We start from the raw sequence: 24,318 nt of genomic DNA, 5'->3' as shown, positions 1-24,318 counted from the left end.
CTAACAAAAAAACGCCTGGGCCAGGCGACCATGCGGACTGGACCCCTCCGGCGCGACGTTGCATCCTGCAGCTCTTGCCGTGACCGAGGAGGTCGTCATGTCCGCCGTGCTCTATGAAATCGCCTTCCAGGGCGAGCTGGTCGCTGGCGCCGATGCGCAGCAGACCCGACAGAATCTGATGCGTCTGTTTCAGGCGGATGAACAGCGCATCGCCGTGCTCTTTTCCGGTCGTCGCATGATCATCAAGAATCGCCTCGACGCCGCCACCGCCGAGCGCTATCGCGCCACCCTGGCCCAGGCCGGGGCACGGGTCGAGGTGGCGCCCATGGCCGAGACGGTCGAGCCGGCTGCCGCACCCGTCGAGCCGCGGGAACCGACCCCGGCCACCACGGCGACCGCCACGCCACCGTCCGCGGAGCGCGGATCCCTGTCGGTTGCACCGCGCGATGCCGTGATGGCGGCCTTCGTCGATGTCCAGGCACCGGATTTCGGCCTGGCACCGGTGGGCGCCGATCTCCAGGACGAGGCCGCACCGGTGGCGCCGCCGCGGGTCGATCTGTCGCACCTGAGTCTGGCGCCGGTGGGCAGCGATCTGGGCCCGGCCTCCGAGCCGCTACCCGTGGCGGTCCCGGATACCGATCACCTGACGCTGGTCAGGGAGTGAGCACGGCCGGCGTTACAGGAAGCCGGCGCAGCACTTCTTGAACTTGGCGCCGCTGCCGCACAGGCAGGCGTCGTTGCGACCCGGCAGCGGGCGTACGGTCGGATCGAGAAAGTACCAGCGCCCCTCGCGCTGGACGAAGCCCGAGCGCTCTTCATGGCGATGGGCGCCGCGGCCGTCCTCCCAGCGCGCCACGAAGCTGACCCGCGCATGGTCAGGATCGCCCGGCTCGGGGCGATGCTCCAGCACCTGCAACCCCTGCCAGCGACTGCCCAGACTCCAGGCCGTCAGGGCTTCCCTGTCCAGCTGCCCCTGCTGCGCAGGCACCGTGGTGGCCACCAGATAGTCGATCAAGCCCAGCACATAGGCGCTGTAGCGCGAACGCATCAGGCGCTCGGCATCGGGCGCCGGCGTGCCGGCATGAAAGACGCCGCAACAGTCGCCGAGCGGACGTTCCGAGCCACAGGGGCAGGGGGCCATGGGTTGCATCTCACCACCAGTACTTGCCGAAATTCTGCGGGTTGGCCCAGAACTTGGCATTGAGCCAGTCCGGGACCTGTTTGTAGTCGTGCAGATCATAGCTGAACAGGGTGACCACCTGGCCATCGCGGGCGAAGCGCTCGCTGGCCTGCAGGGCCAGGGCGTAGAAATCCGTCAGCTGCCATTCGCTGGCGGCCAGGTCCACCAGCACCGCCAGGCGCGAGGTGTTGAAGTTGCGCAAGCCGCCGAGCAACTCGCGCCCCTGGCGCAGCGGCAGATGTTCCAGGCAGTCGGCGACGATCACCAGATCGTAGCGTTCGGCCAGTAGGCTGGGATCATCCAGAGGCACCGTCGCTTGCACCAGCTGGCAGTGCGGATGGGCCTCGGCATAGGCCGCGAGCGCCGGCAGCGGTTCGCGCGCCACACAGAGCAGGCGCCTGGGCTGATGATGCTCGAGCAGGCTTGCCAGAGCCTGTTGCGGGGTACGGGACGAGAATATGTTTGCCACTAAGGGAACCCTAATCAAATCGCGATTGACTAAGCAACCAGCGTTGTCAAGATGTGTACGCCACCATTAGTCTGACAGCGCCATAAAACGAAAGACGAGCACAACTCGCGGTACCTGGTCTATAGGAGACCCCTTCATGAGCAAGAGCATCGCAAGGACAGCTTTACCCCTCATCCTGGCAAGCACCGTGCTGGCTGGTTGTGCGGGCGGCGTACAGAAATCCGATTGGCCGGTCTGCGCTGCGGTCGGCGCGCTGGTCGGCGGTGCGGCCGGCGCTACCCAGAGCGGTAACGTCGCCGGCATGGCGGCCCTGGGCATAGGTACCACCGCCGGCGCCTATTGCTGGGTGCATGGCAAGGGCAACGAACAGGTCGCCCGCATGGAGCCCGCTCCGGCCCCGGCTCCGGCGCCCGCACCGGCTCCCGCACCGGCCCCGCTGCCGAAGCAGGAAGTGATCACCGCCCGTGATCTGCACTTCGCCTTCGACTCCGCCGCCATCGATGCTCAAGACCGGGCTCAGCTGGACGGCATCGCCGGTCGTCTGCGTGGCGAAGCCGCCAGCACCCGTCTGTCGATCACCGGCCACACCGACAGCAAGGGTACCGACGCCTACAACCAGCGTCTGTCCGAGCGTCGCGCCAAGTCGGTCAGCAACTACCTGATCCAGGCCGGTGTGCCGGCAGCCAGCATCGTCTCCGTGAAGGGCATGGGCGAGCGTCAGCCGATCGCCACCAACGAGACCGCTGAAGGCCGCGCCACCAACCGCCGCGTCGAAATCCAGATCGACCGCGAGTGATGCATCGGCGGCGGACCCTGGTCCGCCGCCTTTACTTTTTCCGGCTCCAGGCGTTATGGTCCGATCCATCTCGTCCTCCTGCTGGAATCCATGAAAACCCTGTCCCTTACCGGCAAAGTTCTTCTCCTGCTGTTCTGGCTCGCCGCAGCCGCCGCCATCGCTCTGCCTCTCGCTCGTCCTTTCCCCCAATTGCTCGCCCTGGTGGCCCTGGCCCTGCTGCTCCTGCACCTGGGTGAAGTCTTCGCCAGTCGTCGTGCCCTGCGCCTGCGTCGCCATCCCTGGCTCGACCGCCTGAGCCTGCTGATCTTTGGCGCCTTTCATCGGCTGCCGCCGCAGCTGCCGGTGGCCTGAGCGGCCTGCGACCTCAACGTCGGGCGCATCCTGACGACAGGCGCGTTATCATAGCGCCCAAGATCCATTACTGTAGATGCATACAGCGCTCGTCCGCCGGACGTGGCGCTGCTTCGCCATCGCCCGGAACCAGGCATGCTCAGCACCGAACTCAAGACCCAGATCCAGGGCGCCTACACGCGTTTCCTCGAAGCCAAGTCGCTCAAGCCACGCTATGGCCAGCGGCTGATGATCGCGGAGACCGCCAAGGGCCTGGGTGCCATCGCCCAGGACGAGGAGGGGCATCGCGAAGGCGAGCCCGCCGTGGTGGCGGTGGAGGCGGGCACCGGAACCGGCAAGACCGTGGCCTATGCCCTGGCCGCCATTCCCGCGGCCAAGGCGGCCGGCAAGCGCCTGGTGATCGCCACGGCGACGGTGGCGCTGCAGGAGCAGATCGTGCACAAGGATCTGCCGGACATCCTGCGCAACAGCGGCCTGTCCTTCAGCTTCGCCCTGGCCAAGGGGCGGGGGCGCTATCTGTGCCTGTCCAAGCTGGACATGCTGCTGCAGGAGGGCCAGGCGCAGAACGCCACGGCCCAGCTGTTCGCCGAGGATGGCTTCAAGATCGATGTGGACGAGGCGTCCAACGAACTGTTCGGCAAGATGATCGAGCGCCTGGCCGGCAATCGCTGGGACGGCGATCGCGACAGCTGGCCGGAAGCCATCGAGGACGTCCAGTGGTCGCGCATCACCACCGATCATAGCCAGTGCACCAATCGCCATTGCCCGAATTTCCAGCAGTGCGCCTTCTATCGGGCCCGCGAAGGCATGACCAAGGTCGATGTCATCGTCACCAACCATGACCTGGTGCTGGCCGACCTGGCCTTGGGCGGCGGCGCCATCCTGCCCGATCCGCGCGATACCCTCTATGTGTTCGACGAAGGCCACCACCTGCCGGACAAGGCCATCGGCCACTTCGCCCATTTCACCCGGCTGAGATCCACCGCCGAATGGCTGGAGCAGATCGCCAAGAACCTCATCAAGCTTCTTGCCCAGCACCCGCTGCCGGGCGATCTCGGCCGGCTGGTGGAGCAGGTGCCGGAACTGGCGCGGGAGATCCGCACCCAGCAGCAATTCATGTTCACCGCCTGCGAGGCGCTGGCGGATTTCCGCGCGGGTGAGGACATGGAAGGCCGCGAGCGGCCGCGGCACAGATTCGTCGGCGGGGTGATCCCCGAAGACCTGCGGGAAATGGGTGTCGAGCTCAAGAAAGGCTTCGCCAAGCTCACCGACCTCTTCACCCGTCTGACCGAGATGCTCAAGCAGGCCATGGACGGCGAATCCAGCATCGGCCTGGCCAGCTACCAGGCCGAGGAGTGGTATCCGCTGTTCGGCAGTCTGCTGGCGCGTTCCCAGGGCAACTGGGAGTTATGGACGGCCTTTACCTGCGAGGATCCGGAAGACAGCCCGCCCATGGCGCGCTGGATGACCCTCGCCGAAACGGGTTCGTTGTACGACATCGAGGTCAACGCCAGCCCCATCCTCGCCGCGGAGATGCTGCGCCGCCACCTGTGGAACGTCGCCTATGGCGCCCTGGTGACCTCGGCGACCCTGACCGCCCTGGGCACCTTCGACCGCTTTCGCATGAGATCCGGGCTGCCGCGGTCGGCGGCCACCGCGGTGGTGCCCAGTCCGTTCCGCCATGCCGAGGCCGGGGTGCTGCGGGTGCCGGATCTCAAGGCCGATCCGCGCAACGCCGCCGAGCACACCGCGGCCATCGTTCGCGAATTGCCGGCCATGCTCGACGGCGCGCGTGGCGCCCTGGTGCTGTTTTCTTCGCGGCGGCAGATGCAGGACGTCTTCGACGGCCTGGAGCGCGACTGGCGCAAGCGGGTGCTGATCCAGGGCAACCTGTCCAAGCAGGAGACCCTGAACAAGCACAGGAAGCGCGTCGACGATGGCGAGGCCAGCGTACTGTTCGGCCTGGCCAGCTTTGCCGAGGGGGTCGACCTGCCCGGCGCCTATTGCGAGCACGTGGTCATCGCCAAGATTCCCTTCGCCGTGCCCGACGATCCGGTGGAAGCCGCCCTCGCCGAGTGGATCGAGGCGCGCGGTGGCAATCCATTCATGGAAATCGCCGTGCCCGACGCCTCGCTGCGCCTGATCCAGGCCTGCGGCCGGCTGCTGCGCACCGAGCAGGACAGCGGCACCATCTCGCTGCTGGATCGCCGCCTGGTGACCCAGCGCTACGGCAAGGCCATCCTCAATGCGCTGCCGCCGTTCCGGCGGGAGATCCAGTAATTCGTGGCCATGGCGGTCCGCCGATGCGGCCGCTCCTACAGGTAACCCTAACCGTAGGAGCGGCCCATGGCCGCGATCCTATCCAAACTCCCTGTCAGCGCTATCGGTAAACACCTTAAACCCCCAGGAGCCCCCATGACCGTCCACGGCTATCACGACCTGAGATTCGAATCCGTCCGCGAAGCCTTCGCCGAATTGCTCGCAGCCGGTCAGACCCGCGGTGCGGCGCTGTGCGTCCAGGTCGGCGGTGAAACGGTGCTGGATCTCTGGGGCGGGATGGCCGACAAGGACGGCCAGACGCCCTGGCACACCGATACCCTGCTCAATCTGTTCTCCTGCACCAAGGCCTTCACCACGGTGGCGGCGCTGCAACTGGTGGAGGAGGGCAAGCTGGCCCTCGATGCCCCGGTCGCCGAACGCTGGCCGGAGTTCGCCGCCGCCGGCAAGGCCGACATCACCCTGCGGCAGTTGCTCAGCCACAGATCCGGCGTTTCCGCCTTGCGCGAACGCCTGGCTGGGGATGCGTTGTACGACTGGGACACCATGACCGCCGCGGTCGCCGCCGAGGCTCCCTGGTGGACGCCTGGCACCGCCCATGGCTATGCGCCCATCACCTTTGGCTGGCTGCTCGGCGAGCTGATCCGGCGCGCTGATGGCCGTAGCCCGGGCGAGGCCATCGTCGGCCGTACCGCCGGGCGCCTGGACCTGGATTTCCATATCGGCCTGCCGGCCAGCGAAGACGAACGCGTCGCCCATATCGTGCGTGGAAAAGGCGTGCTGGGCGACGCCGCGGCGCAGCGCCTGCTCAAGACGACCATGAGCGATCCGGCGGCGCTGCCGACCCTGGCCTTTGGCAATCCGTCCGGGGTGCTCACCAGCACCAACAAGGCGGAGTGGCGCCGCTTCCAGCAGCCGGCCGCCAACGGCCATGGCCATGCGCGCAGCCTGGCGGGCTTCTATGCCGGTCTGCTGGCCGGCGATCTGCTGGAATGGGAGACGCTTAGCGAGGCCCTGGTGGAGCACAGCCAGGGCGAGGACCGCACCCTACTCACGCCGACCCGCTTCGGCCTTGGCTTCATGCTCGACCAGCACGACCAGGCCAATGCCACCTACGGCTTAGGCCCCCAGGCCTTTGGCCATCCGGGGGCGGGCGGTTCGACCGGCTTCGCCGATCCGGAGCGCGAGGTGGCCTTTGGCTTCGTCACCAACACCCTCGGCCCCTATGTGCTGATGGATCCGCGCGCCCAGGCCCTGGCGCGCGCGGTGGGGGAGTGCCTGTAAGGGCCTCGCGACGGGCGGCTAGCGGGCGATGGCCGCCTCGATGTCCTTGAATTCGATCACCCGGACATAGGGCGCGATCTCGCCGCTGATGGAGAAGTGCGCGCCTATCACCGTGACTTCGACCCCTTCGTTTTCCACCAGGTACTGCACCACCTCGTGAAAGTCGCCGTCGCCCGCGACCAGGTACAGCTTCTTCCAGCCGCGCTTGGCATGGGAGCGCATCAGGTTGAAGGCCAGGCCGACATCGACGCCCTTCTGGCTCTTGGTGGTGTACTGCTCGCCGGTCACCGGATGCAGGATCGGGCCGCCGCCTGCCGAGGCCGGCCATTCGTGGGCCTTGCTCTGCAGCCAGTAGAGCTTGACCCTGAGACCGGCGCCCTTGGGTGGGGCCGAGCTGAGAAACTTGTTGAAGTTGGTCTGGGCGACGGTGGGCGGATCGCTGTCGCAGTTGAAGTAGTAGGCGTCGCCTATGGGTTCGCCCGCATCCTGCTCGATGAAAAGCCGCAGTTTGAGATAGTCGAATTTGGCGCCATATACCGAACCATTCCAGGCGCTCAGGGCGTAGGCGCCGTCGACAAACCAGGCGACGCCCGTTCGAGTTGTAGTAGCCATCGTATTGCTGGGACCAGGTTTTCTACCGTTGATGGGCGCACACCCGCACGCGGGATACGCGGTGCCTATTGTGGGCTTAATTCCCGGTTTGCGCCTCAGGTAACGCAAAGGAATTCCAGGGGGCGCATGCTAGAGCGCCCGCGAGGGTGAAGGCGTCGCTCCAGGCGACGGGGGAGGCGACCACCAGTTCGGTACGAGCGTCGTGCCAGGCCGCTGGTAGCAGCTTCAGCGCAGAGGCCGGCTGGCACTGGCGTAGTCAGATCGCCGTGCTGTCGCGCCCGTCGCCGGCGTGGGCGGCATCGACGATCAGCGTCGGCTGCAGCAGCCGGATTCGCGGTGCTACGTGGTAAGCACCGTCATCGTTATGTCGCAGGTAGAGCCGCTGGCAGCCCAGGCACCGCCATAGTGTGCTCTGGTTGCAGGGATAGAAGCGCGGCGCGATCGGGGCGGCGCTAGCCCAGTAGTGAGTGCCCGTCGGGTGATACTCCGCAAGGGTCGACTCCTCGGGCGCGTGGCGCGCCAGGGTGCCGACTCGGGCGAAATCCGCTTCCCGATAACCCACTGGCCAGGCTGTCCATCCCGACAGATCCCGCTGCTGGCAATGGCAGGCCTGGGTGATGGCTGCAGCGGTGGCGGCCAGTTCCTTCAGGGTCGCGACATCGATGAAGTCTTCCATGCCCAAGCCTCCTGCTGGTCGGGCGACCTTGCGCCCACGGATCTCGATTGTCGCCTGACCTGTATGGATCTGGTCGAGGCGTGGCTCAAGACACGCCACTGGTCGGCGGATACGCAAATTTCGTGACTCCACCGCTTTGCCCGGCGTAGGTTTGCGGCCACAATCTCGAAACTACTTTAAGTTCACTCGTGCCGCCGGCTCTGGCCGGGGCATTGATTCACTCTGTCCTCCGGCTCGCCGATGGGAAACTTTGCATGAAGCTGATCAAATCCACCACCCTCATTCTCTGCATGGGCGTATCCGCCTGCAGCTCCTTCCAGGGAAATGGCGACCAGGCCGCCGCCCCCGCCAAGCCGGGCAATGCCCAGGCCAGCACCGCCGCCAGTGGCAGCCACTGGTGGTGGCCGTTCGGCGGCAGCGACAAGGCGGCCGAGCCGGTCAAGCCGGTGGCCAAGGCCGCCGAGCCCAAGGCCGAAGCCAAGGTCGCGGCGAAGGCGCCGGGGGCCAAGCCGGAGCAGACCGCTGCAGCCGGCGAGAAGGGCAGTCACTGGTGGTGGCCCTTCGGCAGCGAAGACGTCAAACCCGTTGCCAAGGCGGAAGTCCTCAAGCCGGTACCGGTCAAGGTCAGCAAGGCCTGGCTGGACGAGCACGAGCAGAAGCTGCGCGTCGCCGTGGCCGGCAGCAACGTCAAGGTCGAGCGTCGCGACGATGCCCTGGTGCTGGTGACCCCGGTGGACGGCTCCTTCAACCCGGATCGCGCCGAGATGCTGCTGCCGGTGATGCTCGGCCCGCTGTCGCGGTCGGCCAAGTCGGTGAGCGTGGATGAAGACAGCGCCGTCATCGTGCTCGGCTTCAGCGACAGCACCGGTGCCGCCGCGCTTAACGACAAGATCAGCCTGCAGCGCGCCCAGGCCGTGGCGGCGATCTTCCGTCTCAGTGGCTACAGCGGCAATCGCCTGATCGTACGGGGTCTGGCGGCCGCCCATCCGCGTGCCGACAACACCACCGCCGCCGGCCGCGCCGCCAACCGCCGCGTCGAGGTGCTGATCCAGCCGCGCGCCACCGTGCTGGCCAGCCTGCAATCCCTGGCCGCGCGCTAGCCGCAAAGCTTGTCCTGAAGCAGGCGAGCGGGGCGGGACTTGGTTAAGCTAGGTCGACAACGACCTAGCAGGAGACCTCCATGTCACCGTCCCTCGCCGATATGCGTCGCGACTACACCCGCGACGGCCTGACCGAAGCCCAGGCACCCGCGGATCCCTATGCCCTGTTCGGGCAGTGGTTCGAAGAGGCGGTGCGCACCGAGCAGCCTCCCGTCGAAGCCAACGCCTGCTGGCTGGCCACCGTCGATGACGAGGGTCAGCCGCATTGCCGCGTGCTGCTGCTCAAGGGCGTCGATGCCCAGGGCTTCGTCTTCTACACCAACTACGACAGCGCCAAGGGCCAGCAGATGGCCAGGCAACCCCGGGCGGCCATGACCTTCTTCTGGCCGGCGCTGGAGCGCCAGGTGCGCATCGAGGGTTTGGTGGAGCAGGTCTCTACCGAGGAATCAGACGCCTACTACCGGGTCCGCCCGCTGGGGAGTCGCCTGGGTGCCTGGGCCTCGCCGCAAAGCCAGGTCATCGCCGATCGTCACGAGCTGGAGCAGCGCCTGGCCGCCGTGCAGCAGCGCTTCGCCGACGGTGAGCCGAGCCGCCCGCCGTTCTGGGGTGGTTATCGTCTGATGCCCCAACGCATCGAATTCTGGCAGGGCCGCTCCAGCCGCCTCCATGACCGGCTGGACTACCGGCGCGTGGAAGGCGAGTGGCAGCGCCAGCGCCTGGCACCTTAAGGCGTTCGCAAGGTACCGGCGTTACAGTCGCCGGAAACCTCCCCGGACGCCCTGGGTCAAGGATAATAGCGATCTGCGCCAGTACCGCTGCCCGGTACGGCCAGTGTCTTTCAACTGCCCTTGGAGTTGCCCCATGAACAGAGTCCTTCAGCTCGCCGCCTCCCTGACCGCCGTCGCCCTGCTCGCCGGCTGCGCCTCCGATCAGTCCGGCGACGTCTATTCGCGCGATGAGGCGCGGCAGGTGCAGACGGTCCGTACCGGCACCATCACCGCCCTGCGCCCGGTCACCATCGAGGGCACCAAGTCGCCGGTGGGCGCCGGGGCCGGTGCCGTGGTCGGTGGCATTGGCGGTAGCGCCATCGGCGGCGGTCGTGGCAGCTTCGTCACCGCCATCATCGGTGCAGTGGCCGGCGGCCTGCTGGGTGCCGCCACCGAAGAAGGCTTCACCAAGGCCAACGGGGTCGAGATCACCGTGAAGGAAGACGACGGCGGCTCCCGCGCCTACGTGCAGGCGGTCAACAAGGGCGAGATCTTCCGCGTGGGCGAGCGGGTGCGCATCCTGACCGTCAACGGCACCAGCCGCGTCGCGCCCAACTGATCCGCCGGGCGTACCCGAAGGTACGTCCATGCCCTTCCAGAACGGGCGTCCGAATCGCTAGACTGCGAATCGGATGCCCGTTTGCGTTTTCGCCCGTAAATAGTTGTCGCCTGGGCGCAATGCCGCGCCTGGAGGCCGTCCTACAATCCCCCTCAGTCACCGCCGTGATCGGCAGGAGAACCCCGATGTCCGCTTCTCAACCCAACGTGCAACGCGCCGCCTTCGATGAGGTGATGGTCCCGACCTACGCCCCCGCCGCGTTCATTCCGGTGCGAGGAGAGGGCTCCCGTGTCTGGGACCAGGCCGATCGCGAATACGTCGATTTCGCCGGCGGCATCGCCGTCAGCGCCCTGGGCCATGGCCATCCCGCGCTGATCAACGCCCTGACCGAGCAGGCCGGCAAGCTCTGGCACGTCTCCAACATCTACACCAACGAGCCTGCCCTGCGCCTGGCGCGCAAGCTGGTGGACCACACCTTCGCCGACCGGGTGTTCTTCGCCAACTCCGGCGCCGAAGCCAACGAGGCGGCCTGCAAGCTGGCCCGTCGCTATGGCCATGACGTCAGCGGCGGCAGCCGTTACGAGATCGTCGCCGCCACCAACAGCTTCCACGGCCGGACCCTGTTCACCGTCAGCGTCGGCGGTCAGCCCAAGTATTCCGATGGCTTCGGTCCCAAGATCGAAGGCATCCGCCACGTGCCCTACAACGACCTGGCCGCTCTCGAAGCCGTGGTCTCGGACAAGACCTGCGCGGTCATCCTCGAACCCATCCAGGGCGAGGGCGGCGTGCTGCCGGCCGACCAGGCCTACCTGGAGGGCGCGCGTCGCCTGTGCGACGCCCATGGCGCCCTGCTGATCTTCGACGAGGTGCAGAGCGGGGTCGGTCGCAGCGGTCATCTCTACGCCTACCAGCACTATGGCGTGGTACCGGACATCCTCACCACCGCCAAGAGCATCGGCGGCGGCTTTCCGCTGGCGGCCATGCTGACCACCGAGAAGGTCGCCCAGCACTTCAGCGCCGGCGTGCACGGCAGCACCTATGGCGGCAACCCGCTGGGCTGCGCCGTGGGCGCCGCGCTGCTGGACATCGTCGCCACCCCGGAAACCCTGGCCGGTGTCGCTGCCCGTCATCAGCGCTTCGTCGCCGGTCTGGAGCAGCTCAATGCCCGCTATGGCCTGTTCCAGCAGATCCGCGGGCTGGGCCTGCTGATCGGCGCCGTGCTCAACGACAGCTGGAAGGGGCGCGCCAAGGACATCGTCACCGCCGCCAACGAAGAGGGTCTGATGATCCTGCAGGCCGGTCCCGACGTGCTGCGCATGGCGCCGAGCCTGATCATCTCCGAGACCGATATCGACGAAGGCCTGGCCCGCCTGGATCGCGCCCTGGCGCGTCTCACCCAAGGCTAATCTCCGGACGCGGGACGCGTACCGCTGGCATCCAGGGATGGATCCGTACACAAGGAGTTCTCATGCTGGTAATGCGCCCTGCGCGCGCGGCGGATCTGCCCCTGGTCCAGCGGCTCGCCGCGGATAGCCCGGTTGGCGTCACCTCGCTGCCCGACAACCCCGAGCGGTTGCGCGACAAGATCCGCACCTCGGAGTCGTCGCTGGCGGCCGAGGTGGGCTTTCATGGCGAGGAGAGCTATTTCTTCGTGCTCGAAGACACCACCAGCGGCGAGCTGCTGGGCTGTTCGGCCATCGTCGCCTCGGCCGGTTTCTCCGAGCCCTTCTACAGCTTTCGCAACGAGACCTTCATCCACGCCTCGCGCGAGCTGAAGATCCACAACAAGGTGCATGTGCTGTCGCTCTGTCACGACCTGACCGGCAACAGCGTGCTCAGCAGCTTCTATGTCCAGCGCCCGCTGCTCGACACCCCCCACGCCGAACTCAACTCCCGTGCCCGCCTGCTGTTCATGGCCGCCCACCCGGCGCGCTTCGCCGAAACGGTGGTGGTGGAAATCGTCGGGCTGGCGGACGATGACGGCGAATCGCCGTTCTGGAACGGGGTAGGGCGCAACTTCTTCGATATGGACTACGCCGCCGCCGAGCGCCTGTCCGGGCAGAAGAGCCGCACCTTTCTCGCCGAACTGATGCCCACCTATCCGCTCTATGTGCCCCTGCTGCCCGACAGCGCCCAGGAGGCCATGGGTCAGGTGCATCCCCGCGCCCAGATCACCTTCGACATCCTCAGCCGCGAGGGCTTCGAGACCGACAACTACATCGACATCTTCGATGGCGGTCCGACCCTGCACGCCCGCACCACGGCCATCCGCTCCATCGCCGAGAGCCGCCTGGCGCCGGTGAGCGAAGGGGCCCCGGCCGGCGAGGAGGCGCCCTGGTTCCTGATCGCCAACGACGGCCTGGAAAACTTCCGGGCACTGGCCACGCCCCTGCGCTGGGCGCCTGGCGATCCCGTCGTCCTTTCCCCCGAGCAGATCGCCACCCTGGAGATCGCCGAAGGCGACCGGGTTCGTCTGGTAGCGCTGTAGCCGACCCTAGCGTCTTTGGAGGTCCGATGATCGTCCGTCCCGTCACCCGTGCCGATGTGCCCGCGCTGCTGCAGCTGGCGCAGGCGGCCGGCGCCGGTCTCACCACCCTGCCGGCCAGCGAAGAACGCCTGGCGCAGCGGGTGGAAAATGCCGAGCGCAGCTTTCTGCGCCAGGCCGAATCCGCCGATGCGGACTATCTCTTCGCCCTGGAAGAAGACGGCGAGGTCATCGGCATCGCCGGGATCGCCGCCGCCCTGGGCCTGCGCGAGCCCTGGTACAACTACCGGGTCGGGCTGACGGTGAGCGCCTCGCGCGAACTGGACATCCACCGGCAGATCCCCACGCTGTTCCTGGCCAACGACATGACCGGCAGCTCCGAGCTCTGCTCGCTGTTCCTGCGCGCGGATCGCCGCGGCGGCGCGGCCGGGCGCCTGCTGTCCAAGTCGCGCTTCCTGTTCATCGCCGAATTCCGCGAGCTGTTCGCCGAGCGCATCATCGCCGAGTTGCGCGGCATGTCCGACGACCAGGGGCAGTCGCCGTTCTGGGAGGGCCTGGGCCGCCACTTTTTCAAGATGGAATTCTCCCAGGCGGACTATCTCACCGGCATCGGCAATCGCGGCTTCATCGCCGAGCTGATGCCGCGCTTCCCGCTCTATACCTGCTTCCTGTCGGCGGAAGCGCGCCAGGTGATCGGCAAGGTACACCCGGACACCGAAGCCGCTCGCCGCCTGCTGGAGGCCGAGGGCTTCAATTACCAGGGCTACGTCGACATCTTCGATGCCGGTCCGACCCTGGAAGCCGAGACCGCCAAGGTACGCGCGATCCGCGACAGCCAGCGCCTGGTGCTGGCAGTGGGCACGCCGGGCGATGACGCCGAGGTCTATCTGATCCACAACCGCAAGTGCCAGGACTGCCGCATCACCAGCGCCCGCGCGCGCCTGGCTTCGGGCACCCTGGTGGTCGATCTGGCCACCGCCCGCGAATTGCGGCTGATGGCCGGCGCCCAGGTGCGCGCCGTGCGCCTGATGCCCTGAGGAGAGCTCATGGATAGCCTCTATATCGCTGGTCAATGGCGCCCCGGGCGCGGCGAGACCTTCACCTCGCTCGACCCCTACGCCGGTACCGAGCTCTGGCAGGGCGCCGCCGCGGATGCAGCGGACGTCGACCAGGCGATCGCCGCAGCGCGCCAGGCCTTTCCCGCCTGGGAAAGACGCGGCCAGGCCGCGCGCCTGGAGATCCTGCAGGCCTTCGCCCAGGCGCTGCAGCAACGCCGCTCCGCGCTGACCCGGGCCCTCGCCGAGGAAACCGGCAAGCCGCTGTGGGAAGCCGATACCGAACTCGGCAGCATGATCGCCAAGGTGGCCATCTCCGCCCAGGCCGAGGCGGCCCGTAGTGGCGAGCGCTCGGCCAGCGTGGCGGATGCCCGTAGCGTCACCCGTCATCGGCCGCATGGTGTCCTGGCGGTCTTCGGTCCCTACAACTTTCCCGGCCATTTGCCCAACGGCCATATCGTGCCTGCGCTACTGGCCGGCAACACGGTGGTGTTCAAGCCCAGCGAGCTGACGCCGCGTTTCGCCGCTCTGACCCTGGAGTGCTGGATCGCCGCCGGACTGCCGGCCGGGGTACTCAATCTGGTGCAGGGCGGTCGGACCACCGGTGAGGCCCTGGCCGCGCATCCGGGCCTGGACGGCATCCTCTTCACCGGCTCCAGCGCCACCGGAGCGGCACTGCATCGGCTCAATGCGGAGCGTCCGCAGCGACTGCTGGCCCTGGAGATGGGCGGCAACAATCCGCTGGTGGTGGCGCCGGTGGCCGATCTGGACGCCGCCGTGGTGACCATCGTCCAGTCGGCCTTTCTCTCCGCGGGGCAGCGCTGCACCTGCGCCCGCCGCCTGCTCGTGCCCCAAGGTGCCTGGGGCGATGCCCTGCTGGCGCGCCTGGTGGCCGTCAGCGCTGGTCTCGGCATCGGTCGCTTCGACGCCGATCCGCCGCCCTTCATGGGCACCGTCATCTCCCTCGCCGCTGCCCAGGCCCTGCTGCGGACCCAGGCCCAGCGTCTGGCGCAGGGGGGACGGGCACTGCTGGAGCTGCGCCAGCCGGACGCCCGGCGGGCGCTGCTCACGCCGGGGATCATCGAGGTGTCGGACATCGCCGACCTGCCCGACGAAGAGGTCTTCGGGCCGCTGTTGCAGGTCCAGCGCTATGACGACTTCGACCAGGCCCTGGCCCTCGCCAACGCCACCCGCTTCGGGCTGGCAGCCGGGCTGCTGGCCGACGATCCGGTCCTCTACGAACGCTTCTGGCAGGGCGTGCGCGCCGGCATCGTCAACTGGAATCGGCCCCTGACCGGGGCGGCCAGCGCGGCGCCCTTCGGTGGCGTCGGTGCCTCGGGCAACCACCGCCCCAGCGCCTACTACGCCGCGGACTACTGCGCCTTCCCGGTCGCCTCGCTGGAAAGCGACGCCCTGACCCTGCCTAGCCAATTGCCTCCAGGATTACCGCTATGAGTCAACTCGCCCCTGCTGCTCGAGAGGTCAATTTCGACGGCCTGGTCGGTCCGACCCACAACTATGCCGGCCTGTCCTATGGCAACGTGGCCTCCCAGGCCAGCAAGCAGCAGTGCTCGAATCCGCGCGAGGCCGCGCGCCAGGGCCTGGCCAAGATGCAGGCGCTGATGGAACTGGGCTTCGAGCAGGGCGTGCTGGCCCCCCACGAAAGACCCGACATCGCCTCGCTGCGGCGCCTAGGGTTCGCCGGCAGCGATGCCCAGGTGCTGGAAAGCGCCGCACGCGAAGCCTTGCCGCTGCTCCTGTCCGCCAGTTCCGCCTCGGCCATGTGGACGGCCAACGCCGCCACCGTCAGCCCCAGCGCCGACACCCGCGATGGCCGCGTGCACTTCACCCCGGCCAACCTGGCCTGCAAGTTCCACCGCAGCCTCGAACCCAGCACCACGGCGCGCATCCTCCAGGCGATGTTTCGCGATTCCGCGCATTTCCAGCACCATGCGCCGCTGCCCTCGGTGGCCCAGTTCGGCGACGAGGGCGCGGCCAACCACACCCGCTTCAGTCGCGACCATGGCGCTCCGGGCGTGGAATTCTTCGTCTTCGGTCGCAGCGCCTTCGATCCGCGCTATCCCGAGCCTCATCGCTATCCGGCGCGGCAGACCCTGGAAGCCTCCCAGGCCATCGCCCGGCTGCATGGCCTGAGCGAGGAGGGCGTGGTCTTCGCCCAGCAGAATCCGGCGGTGGTGGACCAGGGCGTCTTCCACAACGACGTCATCTCGGTGGGCAACGCCCAGGTGCTGTTCCACCATGAAGATGCCTTCCTCGACAGCGACCGGGTGCTGGACGAATTGCAAACCAAGCTCGCCCGACGCGGCGCCACGTTGCAGCGCCTCTGCGTACGTCGCAGCGAGATCAGTGTCGGCGACGCCGTGCGCTCCTATCTGTTCAACAGCCAGCTACTGGATCGGCCGGGGCAGGGCGCTCTACTGGTGGTGCCCGACGAGTGCCGGCAGAATCCGGCGGTCTGGGACTATCTGCAGGCCCAGGTCAGCGGCGCGGGCCCGCTGGGCGAGGTCAAGGTCTTCGATCTCAAGCAGAGCATGCAGAACGGCGGCGGCCCCGCCTGCCTGCGGCTGCGGGTGGCGCTCGCCCCTGAGGAGCTGGCCGCGGTGAATCCGGGGGTGCGCTTCACCCCGGCGCTGCATGCCCAGTTGCTCGACTGGGTGGATCGGCACTACCGCGACCGCCTGGCACCGACGGATCTCGCCGATCCCCAGTTGCTGGGTGAGGTCCGCACCGCCCTCGACGAGCTGACCCAGTTGCTGGGCCTCGGCTCGGTCTATCCCTTTCAATTGCCCTGACGTCCGGAGCCCCCATGAGCAACCGTCTCGATCTCATCCTCGAACCCACCGCCGACGAGCAGCAGACGCTGCAGGTCCAGCGCCTGGCCATCCGCCTGGCCGGTCGCGACCTCTGGCTGGAAGCCGATGGCGCCGGTGGCCTCAATATCTTCGCCGACTCCCAGGATGACGAAGAGCAGACCCCGGTCCTGGTGCTGCGCCCTCAGGCCCTCAATGCCCTGGGCCTGTCCATCGCCCTGGAGACCTTCGCCGACGAAGGTGATGAGAATCATGTGCATGACGCCGATTGCGGTTGCGGCCACGATCATTGAGTATCTAGCCTCGACACGTCGCTCAGCGGAGTAGAGCATGGCTGCATCTGAACGTTATCGGTTGGCGCTTGGCCGCCTGCTGGACCTGACCCTGGCCGGCCGCGAGCCGACCGAGAAGATTCAACTGACTGCCGACGGCACCCGTCTCCACTGGCTGACCGAAGGCGTGCTGGAAGTCACCCCGCCGGTGGCGCGCGACAACCGCATGGACCTGCTGCTCTCGGCGGGCATCCATGGCAACGAAACGGCGCCCATGGAGTTGCTCGACGAGTTGCTCGGCGGTATCGCCAGCGGCGCCCTGCGTCCCGCCTGCCGTCTGTTGTTCATGTTCGGCAATCCCGACGCCATGCGCCGCGGCACCCGCTATGTCGAGCAGGACCTGAATCGCCTGTTCAACGGCCGCCATGCCCAGGCCGAAGGCTCCGAGGCGCAACGCGCCAACGACCTGGAACGCCTGTCCGCGCAATTCTTCAGCAAGCCGGATCGAGCGCGCCTGCACTACGACCTGCACACCGCGCTGCGTGCCTCGGCGCTGCCGCGTTTTGCCCTCTATCCCTGGAGCGCCGGGCGCGAGCATTCCGAAGCCGAGTTGCAGCGTCTCGAAGCCGCCGGCATCGAAGCCGTGCTGCTCTACGACAAGCCGGGCATCACCTTCAGCGCCTATACCTATGCCGAGTGCCAGGCCGAAGCCCTGACCCTGGAGCTGGGCCAGGCGCGGCCCTTTGGCGAGAACAGCGAACTCGATCTGAGTCGCCTGCGGCTGCTGCTCCAGGCGCTGATCGAAGGCCGCGAAGCCGAGCTGCCGCCGCCGGATTCCTCCTTGCTGAGATTCCGCGTGGCGCGCCAGGTATACAAGTCCAGTCCGCGCTTCCAGTTGCACCTGGCCGACGACGTGGCCAACTTCTCGCCGCTGCGCCAGGGTTCGCTGCTGGCCGAAGACGGCAGCGAGCGCTGGATCGTCGACGAAGCCGAGGCGCGCATCATCTTTCCCAATCCCAAGGTCGCCGTCGGCCTGCGGGCCGGACTCATCGTGGTCCCGGCTTAAGGAGCGACCTCATGATCGATCTGCGCAGCGATACCGTCACCCAGCCCACCTCGGCCATGCGTCAGGCCATGCTGGCCGCCGAGCTGGGCGATGACGTCTATGGCGAAGACCCCACCGTCACCCGCCTGGAACAGCGTCTGGCGGGCGATCTGGGCCTGGAAGCCGGACTCTTCGTGCCCAGCGGCACCATGAGCAATCTGCTCGGACTGCTGGCGCACTGCGAGCGGGGCGACGAATACCTGGTCGGCCAGCAGGCCCACACCTACAAGTACGAAGGGGGCGGCGCCGCGGTGCTGGGCTCCATCCAGCCGCAACCCATAGAGATGGCCGCCGATGGCAGCCTCGACTTCGATCTGGTGCGCAGCTACATCAAGGCCGATGACTTCCACTTCGCTCGCACCCGGCTGCTGGCCCTGGAAAACACCATGCACGGCAAGGTGCTGCCGCTGACCTATCTGGCCGCGGCACGCGCCTTCACACGGGAGCACGGCCTGGCCCTGCATCTGGACGGCGCGCGGCTGTACAACGCCGCGGTCAAGCTCGGGGTACCGGCGCGCGAGATCAGCCAGCATTTCGATTCGGTATCGGTCTGCCTGTCCAAGGGCCTCGGCGCGCCGGTGGGGTCGGTGCTCTGCGGCGATGCCGCCCTGATCGCCAAGGCGCGCCGCTGGCGCAAGGTGGTCGGCGGCGGCATGCGCCAGGCCGGCATGCTGGCAGCGGCCGGTCTGCATGCCCTCGACCACCAGGTCGAGCGCCTGGCCGAGGACCATGCCCACGCGGCGCAGCTCGGCACCGCCCTGGCCGAACTCGGCTATCAGGTGGAGCCGGTGCAGACCAACATGGTCTACCTCGCCCTGGGCGACGGGGCGCCCGCCCTGCAGGCCTTCCTGGCCGAACGCGGCATCCGCATCAGTCCTGCGCCGCGCCTGCGACTGGTCACCCATCTGGACGTCAGCGCCGCCGATATCGAGGCGGTCATCGCCGCTTTCGCCACCTACCGCCGCCGCTAAGTCTTCCGACGACGTTTTTCCTGCGCAACCGGGGCGACACCGGGGCGCAGGCGTCGATATACTCCCAGACATGCGTGTCCGTTTTCCGCACGTGCCGCGTCTGCGGCGCCCGCTCCGTTCGTCTCGTCTGCGATCCAGTCGGATGCCCGTCACGCGCGTCGAAAAGCCCATTGTCTGGAATGAATATGAAAAGCGCCGAAATCCGTGAAGCCTTCCTCCGCTTCTTCGAAGAGAAGGGGCACACCCGGGTCGCCTCCAGTTCGCTGATCCCCGCGAACGATCCGACCCTGCTGTTCACCAACGCCGGGATGAACCAGTTCAAGGACTGCTTCCTCGGCATGGAAAAGCGCAGCTACACCCGCGCCGCCACCAGCCAGAAGTGCGTGCGCGCGGGCGGCAAGCACAACGACCTGGAGAACGTCGGCTACACGGCGCGTCACCACACCTTCTTCGAGATGCTGGGCAACTTCAGCTTCGGCGACTACTTCAAGCGCGACGCCATCACCTTCGCCTGGGAATTCCTCACCTCGCCTCAGTGGCTGGGTCTGCCCCGGGAAAAGCTCTGGGTCACCGTCTACGCCACCGATGACGAGGCCTACGACATCTGGACCAAGGAAGTCGGGGTGCCCGAGGCGCAGATGGTGCGCATCGGCGACAACAAGGGCGCGCCCTATGCCTCGGACAACTTCTGGACCATGGGCGACACCGGTCCCTGCGGTCCCTGCACCGAGATCTTCTTCGACCACGGTCCCGAGATCTGGGGCGGCCCGCCCGGCTCGCCGGAAGAAGACGGCGATCGCTACATCGAGATCTGGAACAACGTCTTCATGCAGTTCAACCGCACCGCCGATGGCGTCCTGCATCCGCTGCCGGCGCCCAGCGTCGACACCGGCATGGGCCTGGAGCGGGTGAGCGCCGTGCTGCAGCACGTGCACTCGAACTACGAGATCGATCTGTTCCAGCAACTACTGGCGGCCTCGGCCGAGGCCATCGGTTGCGCCAACGACGACGCCCCCTCGCTCAAGGTGGTGGCCGACCACATCCGTTCCTGCAGCTTCCTGATCGCCGATGGCGTGCTGCCGTCCAACGAAGGCCGTGGCTACGTGCTGCGTCGCATCATTCGTCGCGCCTGCCGCCACGGCAACAAGCTGGGCGCCAAGGGCACCTTCTTCCACAAGATCGTCGCCGCCCTGGTGGCCGAGATGGGCCAGGCCTATCCCGAGCTGGTCCAGCAGCAGGCGCACATCGAGCGCGTGCTGCGCACCGAGGAAGAGCAGTTCGCCAAGACCCTGGAGCAGGGCCTGAAGATCCTCGAACAGGATCTGGCGCAGCTGCAGGGCGACACCATTCCCGGTGACGTGGTGTTCAAGCTCTATGACACCTACGGCTTCCCGGTCGACCTGACCAACGACATCGCCCGCGAGCGCAACCTCAACCTCGACGAGGCTGGTTTCGAGCGCGAGATGGAGGCCCAGCGCGAGCGCGCCCGCTCCGCCAGCGCCTTCGGCGTGGACTACAACAGCCTGGTCAAGGTCGAGGGCGAGACCCGCTTCCTCGGCTACGACACCACCAGCGCCTCGGGCACCATCGTCGCCCTGTACCGCGCCGGCCAGCCGGTGGACAGCCTCGCCGAAGGCGAGGAGGGCGTGGTCATCCTCGACCAGACGCCGTTCTATGGTGAATCCGGTGGCCAGGTCGGCGACACCGGTACCCTGGAAAGCGCCGGCGTTGGCTTCGCCGTGCGCGACACTACCAAGACCCAGGGGGCCTTCCTGCACCATGGCGTGGTGACCAAGGGCAGCCTCAACGTCGGCACCGCGCTGATGGCCCAGGTCGATGCCGGGCGCCGCCAGGGCATCGCCCTGAACCACTCCGGTACCCACCTGCTGCACGCCGCACTGCGCCAGGTGCTGGGCGACCATGTCCACCAGAAGGGCTCCCTGGTCAACGACCAGCGCCTGAGATTCGACTTCAGCCACTTCGAGGCCATCAAGCCCGAGGAGCTCAAGCGCATCGAGACGATCGTCAACGAAGAGATCCGCAAGAACAGCGCGGTGACCACCGAGGTCATGGCCATCGACGAGGCCAAGGCCCGCGGCGCCATGGCGCTGTTCGGCGAGAAGTACGGCGACGTGGTGCGCGTGGTCGGCATGGGCGGTGAATTCTCCGTCGAGCTGTGCGGCGGCACCCACGTCGCCCAGACCGGCGACATCGGCCTGCTCAAGCTGGTCAGCGAAGGCGGCGTGGCCTCCGGCGTGCGCCGTGTGGAAGCCATCACCGGCACCGCGGCCCTGGCCTACCTCAACAGCGCCGAAGAGCAGCTGCGCGAAGCCGCCGGCCTGCTCAAGGGCAGTCGCGACAACGTGCTGGACAAGCTGGCCGCGCTGGTCGAGCGCAATCGCCAGCTGGAAAAGGAAATCGAGCAGCTCAAGGCCAAGGCCGCCAGTGCCTCGGCCGGTGACCTGGCCGACCAGGCGCAGGACGTCAAGGGCGCCAAGGTGCTCACCGCGCGCCTCGACGGTCTCGACGGCAAGGCATTGCTGGCGCTGGTCGACCAGCTCAAGAACAAGCTCGGCAGCGGCATGATCCTGCTCGGTGGCGAAGCCGACGGCAAGGTGGTGCTGGTGGCCGGCGTCACCGCCGACCTGACCGCCAGGCTCAAGGCCGGCGAGCTGATGAAGCGCGCCGCGGCCGTGGTCGGTGGCAAGGGCGGCGGTCGTCCGGACATGGCCCAGGGCGGCGGCACCGATGCCAGCCAGCTCGAAGCGGCCCTGGCCTGCGCCGCGCAGTACGCCGAGGAAAGCCTTTAAGAGCGCTGCGGGTCGCCGGGGAGGGCGGCCCGCTTCCTCCTTCAACAACTTGAATCAGATTTTTCTGCGGACGGGCAGCAAGCAATGGCATTGATCGTACAGAAATTCGGCGGTACCTCGGTGGGTACGGTGGAGCGTATCGAGCAGGTCGCCGAGAAGGTGAAACGCTTCCATGAGGCGGGCGACCAGATCGTGGTGGTGGTATCGGCCATGAGTGGCGAGACCAATCGCCTGATCGGCCTCGCCAAGCAGATCATGGAGCTACCGGATCCGCGCGAGCTGGATGTCATGGTCTCCACCGGCGAGCAGGTCACCATCGGCCTGCTGGCCATGGCGCTGCTCAAGCGTGGCGTCCAGGCGGTGTCCTATACCGGCAACCAGGTGCGCATCCTCACCGACAGCGCCCACACCAAGGCGCGCATCCAGCAGATCGACGATGCCCGCATCCGCGCCGAGCTCAAGGCCGGCAAGGTGGTGGTCGTGGCCGGCTTCCAGGGCGTTGACGAGCAGGGCAACATCACCACCCTGGGTCGCGGTGGCTCCGACACCACCGGCGTGGCCCTGGCGGCCGCGCTGAAGGCCGACGAGTGCCAGATCTACACCGACGTCGACGGCGTCTACACCACCGATCCGCGCGTGGTGCCCCAGGCCCAGCGCCTGGACAAGATCACCTTCGAGGAAATGCTGGAAATGGCCAGCCTCGGCTCCAAGGTGCTGCAGATCCGTTCGGTGGAGTTCGCCGGCAAGTACAACGTGCCGCTGCGCGTGCTGCACAGCTTTCAGGAGGGTCCGGGCACCCTCATTACCCTTGATGAAGAGGAATCCATGGAACAGCCGATCATCTCCGGCATCGCCTTCAACCGTGACGAAGCCAAGCTGACCATTCGCGGTGTGCCGGATACCCCCGGCGTGGCCTTCAAGATCCTCGGCCCGATCAGCGCGGCCAACATCGAAGTCGACATGATCGTGCAGAACGTCGCGCACGATAACACCACCGACTTCACCTTCACCGTGCACCGTAACGACTACCAGAGCGCCCTGGAGATCCTCAAGCGCACCGGCGTCGAGATCGGCGCTCGGGAGTCCGTCGGCGACACCAAGATCGCCAAGGTCTCCATCGTCGGCGTCGGCATGAGATCCCATGCCGGCGTAGCCAGCCAGATGTTCGAAGCCCTGGCCAAGGAGAGCATCAACATCCAGATGATCTCCACTTCCGAGATCAAGGTGTCGGTGGTCATCGAGGAGAAATACCTCGAACTCGCCGTCCGCGCCCTGCACACCGCCTTCGAGCTCGACGCCCCCGCACGCGGCGCCGAGTGACCCGCCAGATGAGGTTCCTGCCACAGGGACCTCATCCGACGCGGGTTCTGCGGAACTTTACTTGCATGGACAGAGGTCAATAGCGACTAGAGGGTCCATTCAGGGATCGTTTCGGTTCATACGTGCAGACTGAGTTAAAGCTTAAGGAGAATGGAATGCTTATTTTGACTCGTCGGGTTGGTGAGACCCTGATGGTGGGTGATGAAGTCACCGTGACGGTACTGGGAGTCAAGGGCAACCAGGTCCGCATCGGCGTCAATGCGCCCAAGGAAGTCGCGGTTCATCGCGAGGAAATCTACCAGCGCATCCAGAAGGAAAAGGACCAAGAACCAAACCACTGATTTTTTTTGAATTTTTCTCTTTGCAAACGGGCAAACCTTCGATATAGTTTCGCCCCGTTGCGGTGAGGTGGCCGAGTGGCCGAAGGCGCTCCCCTGCTAAGGGAGTACACCTCAAAAGGGTGTCGAGGGTTCGAATCCCTCCCTCACCGCCATTTGCTTCAAACTGGCTCCGCTGTACTGACCGATTGGTAAGTACCTGATAAACAAGCAAATTTGCTTGACACGTCAGAAATGGAAGCTAGAATACGCAGCTTCAACGCACTCGTAGCTCAGCTGGATAGAGTACTCGGCTACGAACCGAGCGGTCGGAGGTTCGAATCCTCCCGAGTGCGCCAAATCGACGAAGCCTCTGGCTTCAGCAGTACCAGCGGTGTTCTGGCTAAACGCACCGAAACGCACTCGTAGCTCAGCTGGATAGAGTACTCGGCTACGAACCGAGCGGTCGGAGGTTCGAATCCTCCCGAGTGCGCCAAACATGAAGAAGGGCCTGCAGCGATGCAGGCCCTTTTTTATTGTCTGCGGATTCGTGCCAGTATCCGCGACCGTTGGCCTGGCCAGGATTCCGTCCGGTCAGGCCGTGCGTCTTTCGACCTTGCCCGCGAGAGGGTCTCTTCATGCAGTGGGACAGACCGACTCCCCACCTCCTGCCGCTGCGCATCGGTGCCGAGCACATCGACGGCCTGGGCCATGCCAACAACGCCGTGTACGTCAGCTGGCTCGAACAGTGCGCCTGGCAGCATTCGGCGGCCCTGGGCCTGGACCTCGCCACCTTCCAGCGGCTGGACCGCGCCATGGCCGTGGTGCGCCACGAGATCGACTATCTCAGCAGTGGTTACCAGGACGATGAGCTGGTGCTCGGTACCTGGCTGGTCGACTGGGATCGTCGTCTGCGCATGACCCGGCAATTCCAGCTGCAGCGTCCCGCCGATGGCGTGACCCTGCTGCGCGCCCGGACGACCTTCGTCTGCATCGAGCTGTCTTCCGGCAAGCCCAGGCGCATGCCACCCGAATTCCTGGCCGGTTATGGCCAGGCACTACCTGGCGAGGACGTCTGAGC

At 66.7% G+C, this 24,318-nt stretch carries 24 protein-coding genes and 3 tRNA genes; 23 read left to right on the top strand and 4 right to left on the bottom strand.

The features are described from left to right. Window positions 1-97 precede the first annotated feature (97 nt). Entirely contained in the window at window positions 98-664 is a 567-nt protein-coding gene (locus tag OXS31_RS03085; RefSeq protein ID WP_108581410.1) for a hypothetical protein, read from the top strand. Window positions 665-676: 12 nt separating this feature from the next. Here the strand turns inward: OXS31_RS03085 and OXS31_RS03080 are convergent, their stop codons facing one another. Further along, complete coding sequence (locus OXS31_RS03080) at window positions 677-1,150, bottom strand: YchJ family protein (protein WP_077172226.1); 474 nt, start codon at window positions 1,148-1,150, stop codon at window positions 677-679. Between the two features lies 1 nt (window position 1,151). Then, window positions 1,152-1,649, bottom strand: coding sequence for a DUF6231 family protein (locus tag OXS31_RS03075; RefSeq protein ID WP_027602728.1), 498 nt, complete (start codon window positions 1,647-1,649; stop codon window positions 1,152-1,154). Window positions 1,650-1,785: 136 nt separating this feature from the next. Here OXS31_RS03075 and OXS31_RS03070 point away from each other — a divergent pair, with 136 nt between their 5' ends. The 4 genes from OXS31_RS03070 to OXS31_RS03055 all read left to right on the top strand — a co-directional run bounded on the left by OXS31_RS03070 (window position 1,786) and on the right by OXS31_RS03055 (window position 6,357). Next, window positions 1,786-2,445, top strand: coding sequence for an OmpA family protein (locus tag OXS31_RS03070; RefSeq protein ID WP_007159120.1), 660 nt, complete (start codon window positions 1,786-1,788; stop codon window positions 2,443-2,445). Window positions 2,446-2,535: 90 nt separating this feature from the next. Continuing rightward, window positions 2,536-2,796: a DUF1145 domain-containing protein gene (locus tag OXS31_RS03065; protein ID WP_007159119.1), complete on the top strand. Its 261-nt coding sequence runs from the start codon at window positions 2,536-2,538 to the stop codon at window positions 2,794-2,796. Window positions 2,797-2,931: 135 nt separating this feature from the next. Then, the gene (gene dinG, locus OXS31_RS03060) at window positions 2,932-5,076 is read left to right on the top strand and encodes an ATP-dependent DNA helicase DinG (RefSeq protein WP_267397912.1); all 2,145 of its coding nucleotides are present in this window, start codon (window positions 2,932-2,934) and stop codon (window positions 5,074-5,076) included. A 135-nt stretch (window positions 5,077-5,211) separates the two neighbouring features. Next, on the top strand, window positions 5,212-6,357 hold the full coding sequence (locus OXS31_RS03055; protein ID WP_077172228.1) for a serine hydrolase domain-containing protein: 1,146 nt from the start codon (window positions 5,212-5,214) through the stop codon (window positions 6,355-6,357). 18 nt (window positions 6,358-6,375) lie between these two features. On the opposite strand, the gene OXS31_RS03050 is transcribed toward OXS31_RS03055, so the two are convergent. Beyond that, a complete protein-coding gene (locus OXS31_RS03050) occupies window positions 6,376-6,969 on the bottom strand; it encodes an NYN domain-containing protein (protein WP_027596872.1) in 594 nt (197 codons plus the stop codon). Between the two features lie 256 nt (window positions 6,970-7,225). Continuing rightward, complete coding sequence (locus OXS31_RS03045) at window positions 7,226-7,645, bottom strand: hypothetical protein (protein ID WP_044342729.1); 420 nt, start codon at window positions 7,643-7,645, stop codon at window positions 7,226-7,228. A 254-nt stretch (window positions 7,646-7,899) separates the two neighbouring features. On the opposite strand from OXS31_RS03045, the gene OXS31_RS03040 reads away from it, so the two are divergent. The 18 genes from OXS31_RS03040 (at window position 7,900) to OXS31_RS02955 (ending at window position 24,316) form a co-directional block, all read left to right on the top strand. Next, on the top strand, window positions 7,900-8,745 hold the full coding sequence (locus tag OXS31_RS03040) for an OmpA family protein (protein ID WP_267397911.1): 846 nt from the start codon (window positions 7,900-7,902) through the stop codon (window positions 8,743-8,745). Between the two features lie 80 nt (window positions 8,746-8,825). Beyond that, window positions 8,826-9,473, top strand: a complete 648-nt coding sequence (gene pdxH / locus OXS31_RS03035; protein ID WP_027596869.1) for a pyridoxamine 5'-phosphate oxidase — start codon at window positions 8,826-8,828, stop codon at window positions 9,471-9,473. A gap of 133 nt (window positions 9,474-9,606) precedes the next feature. Further along, the gene (locus tag OXS31_RS03030; RefSeq protein WP_007159112.1) at window positions 9,607-10,071 is read left to right on the top strand and encodes a membrane protein; all 465 of its coding nucleotides are present in this window, start codon (window positions 9,607-9,609) and stop codon (window positions 10,069-10,071) included. A 185-nt stretch (window positions 10,072-10,256) separates the two neighbouring features. Further along, window positions 10,257-11,477 (top strand): aspartate aminotransferase family protein, encoded by a 1,221-nt coding sequence (locus OXS31_RS03025; RefSeq protein WP_027602734.1) that lies wholly within the window; start codon window positions 10,257-10,259, stop codon window positions 11,475-11,477. 62 nt (window positions 11,478-11,539) lie between these two features. Then, entirely contained in the window at window positions 11,540-12,559 is a 1,020-nt protein-coding gene (gene aruF, locus OXS31_RS03020; protein WP_027602735.1) for an arginine/ornithine succinyltransferase subunit alpha, read from the top strand. Window positions 12,560-12,585: 26 nt separating this feature from the next. Next, window positions 12,586-13,593, top strand: coding sequence for an arginine N-succinyltransferase (astA, locus tag OXS31_RS03015; protein ID WP_027602736.1), 1,008 nt, complete (start codon window positions 12,586-12,588; stop codon window positions 13,591-13,593). A gap of 9 nt (window positions 13,594-13,602) precedes the next feature. Beyond that, window positions 13,603-15,066, top strand: a complete 1,464-nt coding sequence (astD, locus tag OXS31_RS03010; RefSeq protein WP_267397910.1) for a succinylglutamate-semialdehyde dehydrogenase — start codon at window positions 13,603-13,605, stop codon at window positions 15,064-15,066. Continuing rightward, the gene (astB, locus tag OXS31_RS03005) at window positions 15,063-16,424 is read left to right on the top strand and encodes an N-succinylarginine dihydrolase (protein WP_042135697.1); all 1,362 of its coding nucleotides are present in this window, start codon (window positions 15,063-15,065) and stop codon (window positions 16,422-16,424) included. The genes astD and astB overlap by 4 nt, the downstream gene beginning before the upstream one ends. A gap of 14 nt (window positions 16,425-16,438) precedes the next feature. Beyond that, window positions 16,439-16,735, top strand: a complete 297-nt coding sequence (locus OXS31_RS03000) for a GTPase (protein WP_150338379.1) — start codon at window positions 16,439-16,441, stop codon at window positions 16,733-16,735. Window positions 16,736-16,772: 37 nt separating this feature from the next. Continuing rightward, entirely contained in the window at window positions 16,773-17,780 is a 1,008-nt protein-coding gene (gene astE, locus OXS31_RS02995) for a succinylglutamate desuccinylase (protein WP_027596863.1), read from the top strand. Between the two features lie 11 nt (window positions 17,781-17,791). Next, entirely contained in the window at window positions 17,792-18,790 is a 999-nt protein-coding gene (gene ltaE / locus OXS31_RS02990) for a low-specificity L-threonine aldolase (protein WP_267397909.1), read from the top strand. Window positions 18,791-18,975: 185 nt separating this feature from the next. Further along, window positions 18,976-21,600, top strand: coding sequence for an alanine--tRNA ligase (gene alaS, locus OXS31_RS02985; protein ID WP_267397908.1), 2,625 nt, complete (start codon window positions 18,976-18,978; stop codon window positions 21,598-21,600). Between the two features lie 84 nt (window positions 21,601-21,684). Further along, the gene (locus tag OXS31_RS02980) at window positions 21,685-22,920 is read left to right on the top strand and encodes an aspartate kinase (protein WP_267397907.1); all 1,236 of its coding nucleotides are present in this window, start codon (window positions 21,685-21,687) and stop codon (window positions 22,918-22,920) included. A 155-nt stretch (window positions 22,921-23,075) separates the two neighbouring features. Then, window positions 23,076-23,261, top strand: a complete 186-nt coding sequence (gene csrA, locus OXS31_RS02975) for a carbon storage regulator CsrA (RefSeq protein ID WP_007159101.1) — start codon at window positions 23,076-23,078, stop codon at window positions 23,259-23,261. A 61-nt stretch (window positions 23,262-23,322) separates the two neighbouring features. Next, window positions 23,323-23,413, top strand: a tRNA-Ser gene (locus OXS31_RS02970). 106 nt (window positions 23,414-23,519) lie between these two features. Next, window positions 23,520-23,596, top strand: a tRNA-Arg gene (locus OXS31_RS02965). A gap of 60 nt (window positions 23,597-23,656) precedes the next feature. Further along, a tRNA-Arg gene (locus OXS31_RS02960) sits at window positions 23,657-23,733 on the top strand. A gap of 142 nt (window positions 23,734-23,875) precedes the next feature. Then, entirely contained in the window at window positions 23,876-24,316 is a 441-nt protein-coding gene (locus OXS31_RS02955) for a thioesterase family protein (RefSeq protein ID WP_007159100.1), read from the top strand. The last annotated feature ends 2 nt before the right edge of the window (window positions 24,317-24,318 follow it).

Origin of the sequence: Pseudomonas sp. GM_Psu_1 (assembly GCF_026544185.1) — a bacterium.
Taxonomy (GTDB): domain Bacteria; phylum Pseudomonadota; class Gammaproteobacteria; order Pseudomonadales; family Pseudomonadaceae; genus Chryseomonas; species Chryseomonas oryzihabitans.
Note: the sequence above shows the minus strand (reverse complement) of the source record. Positions and strands in the feature narration are given on the sequence as shown.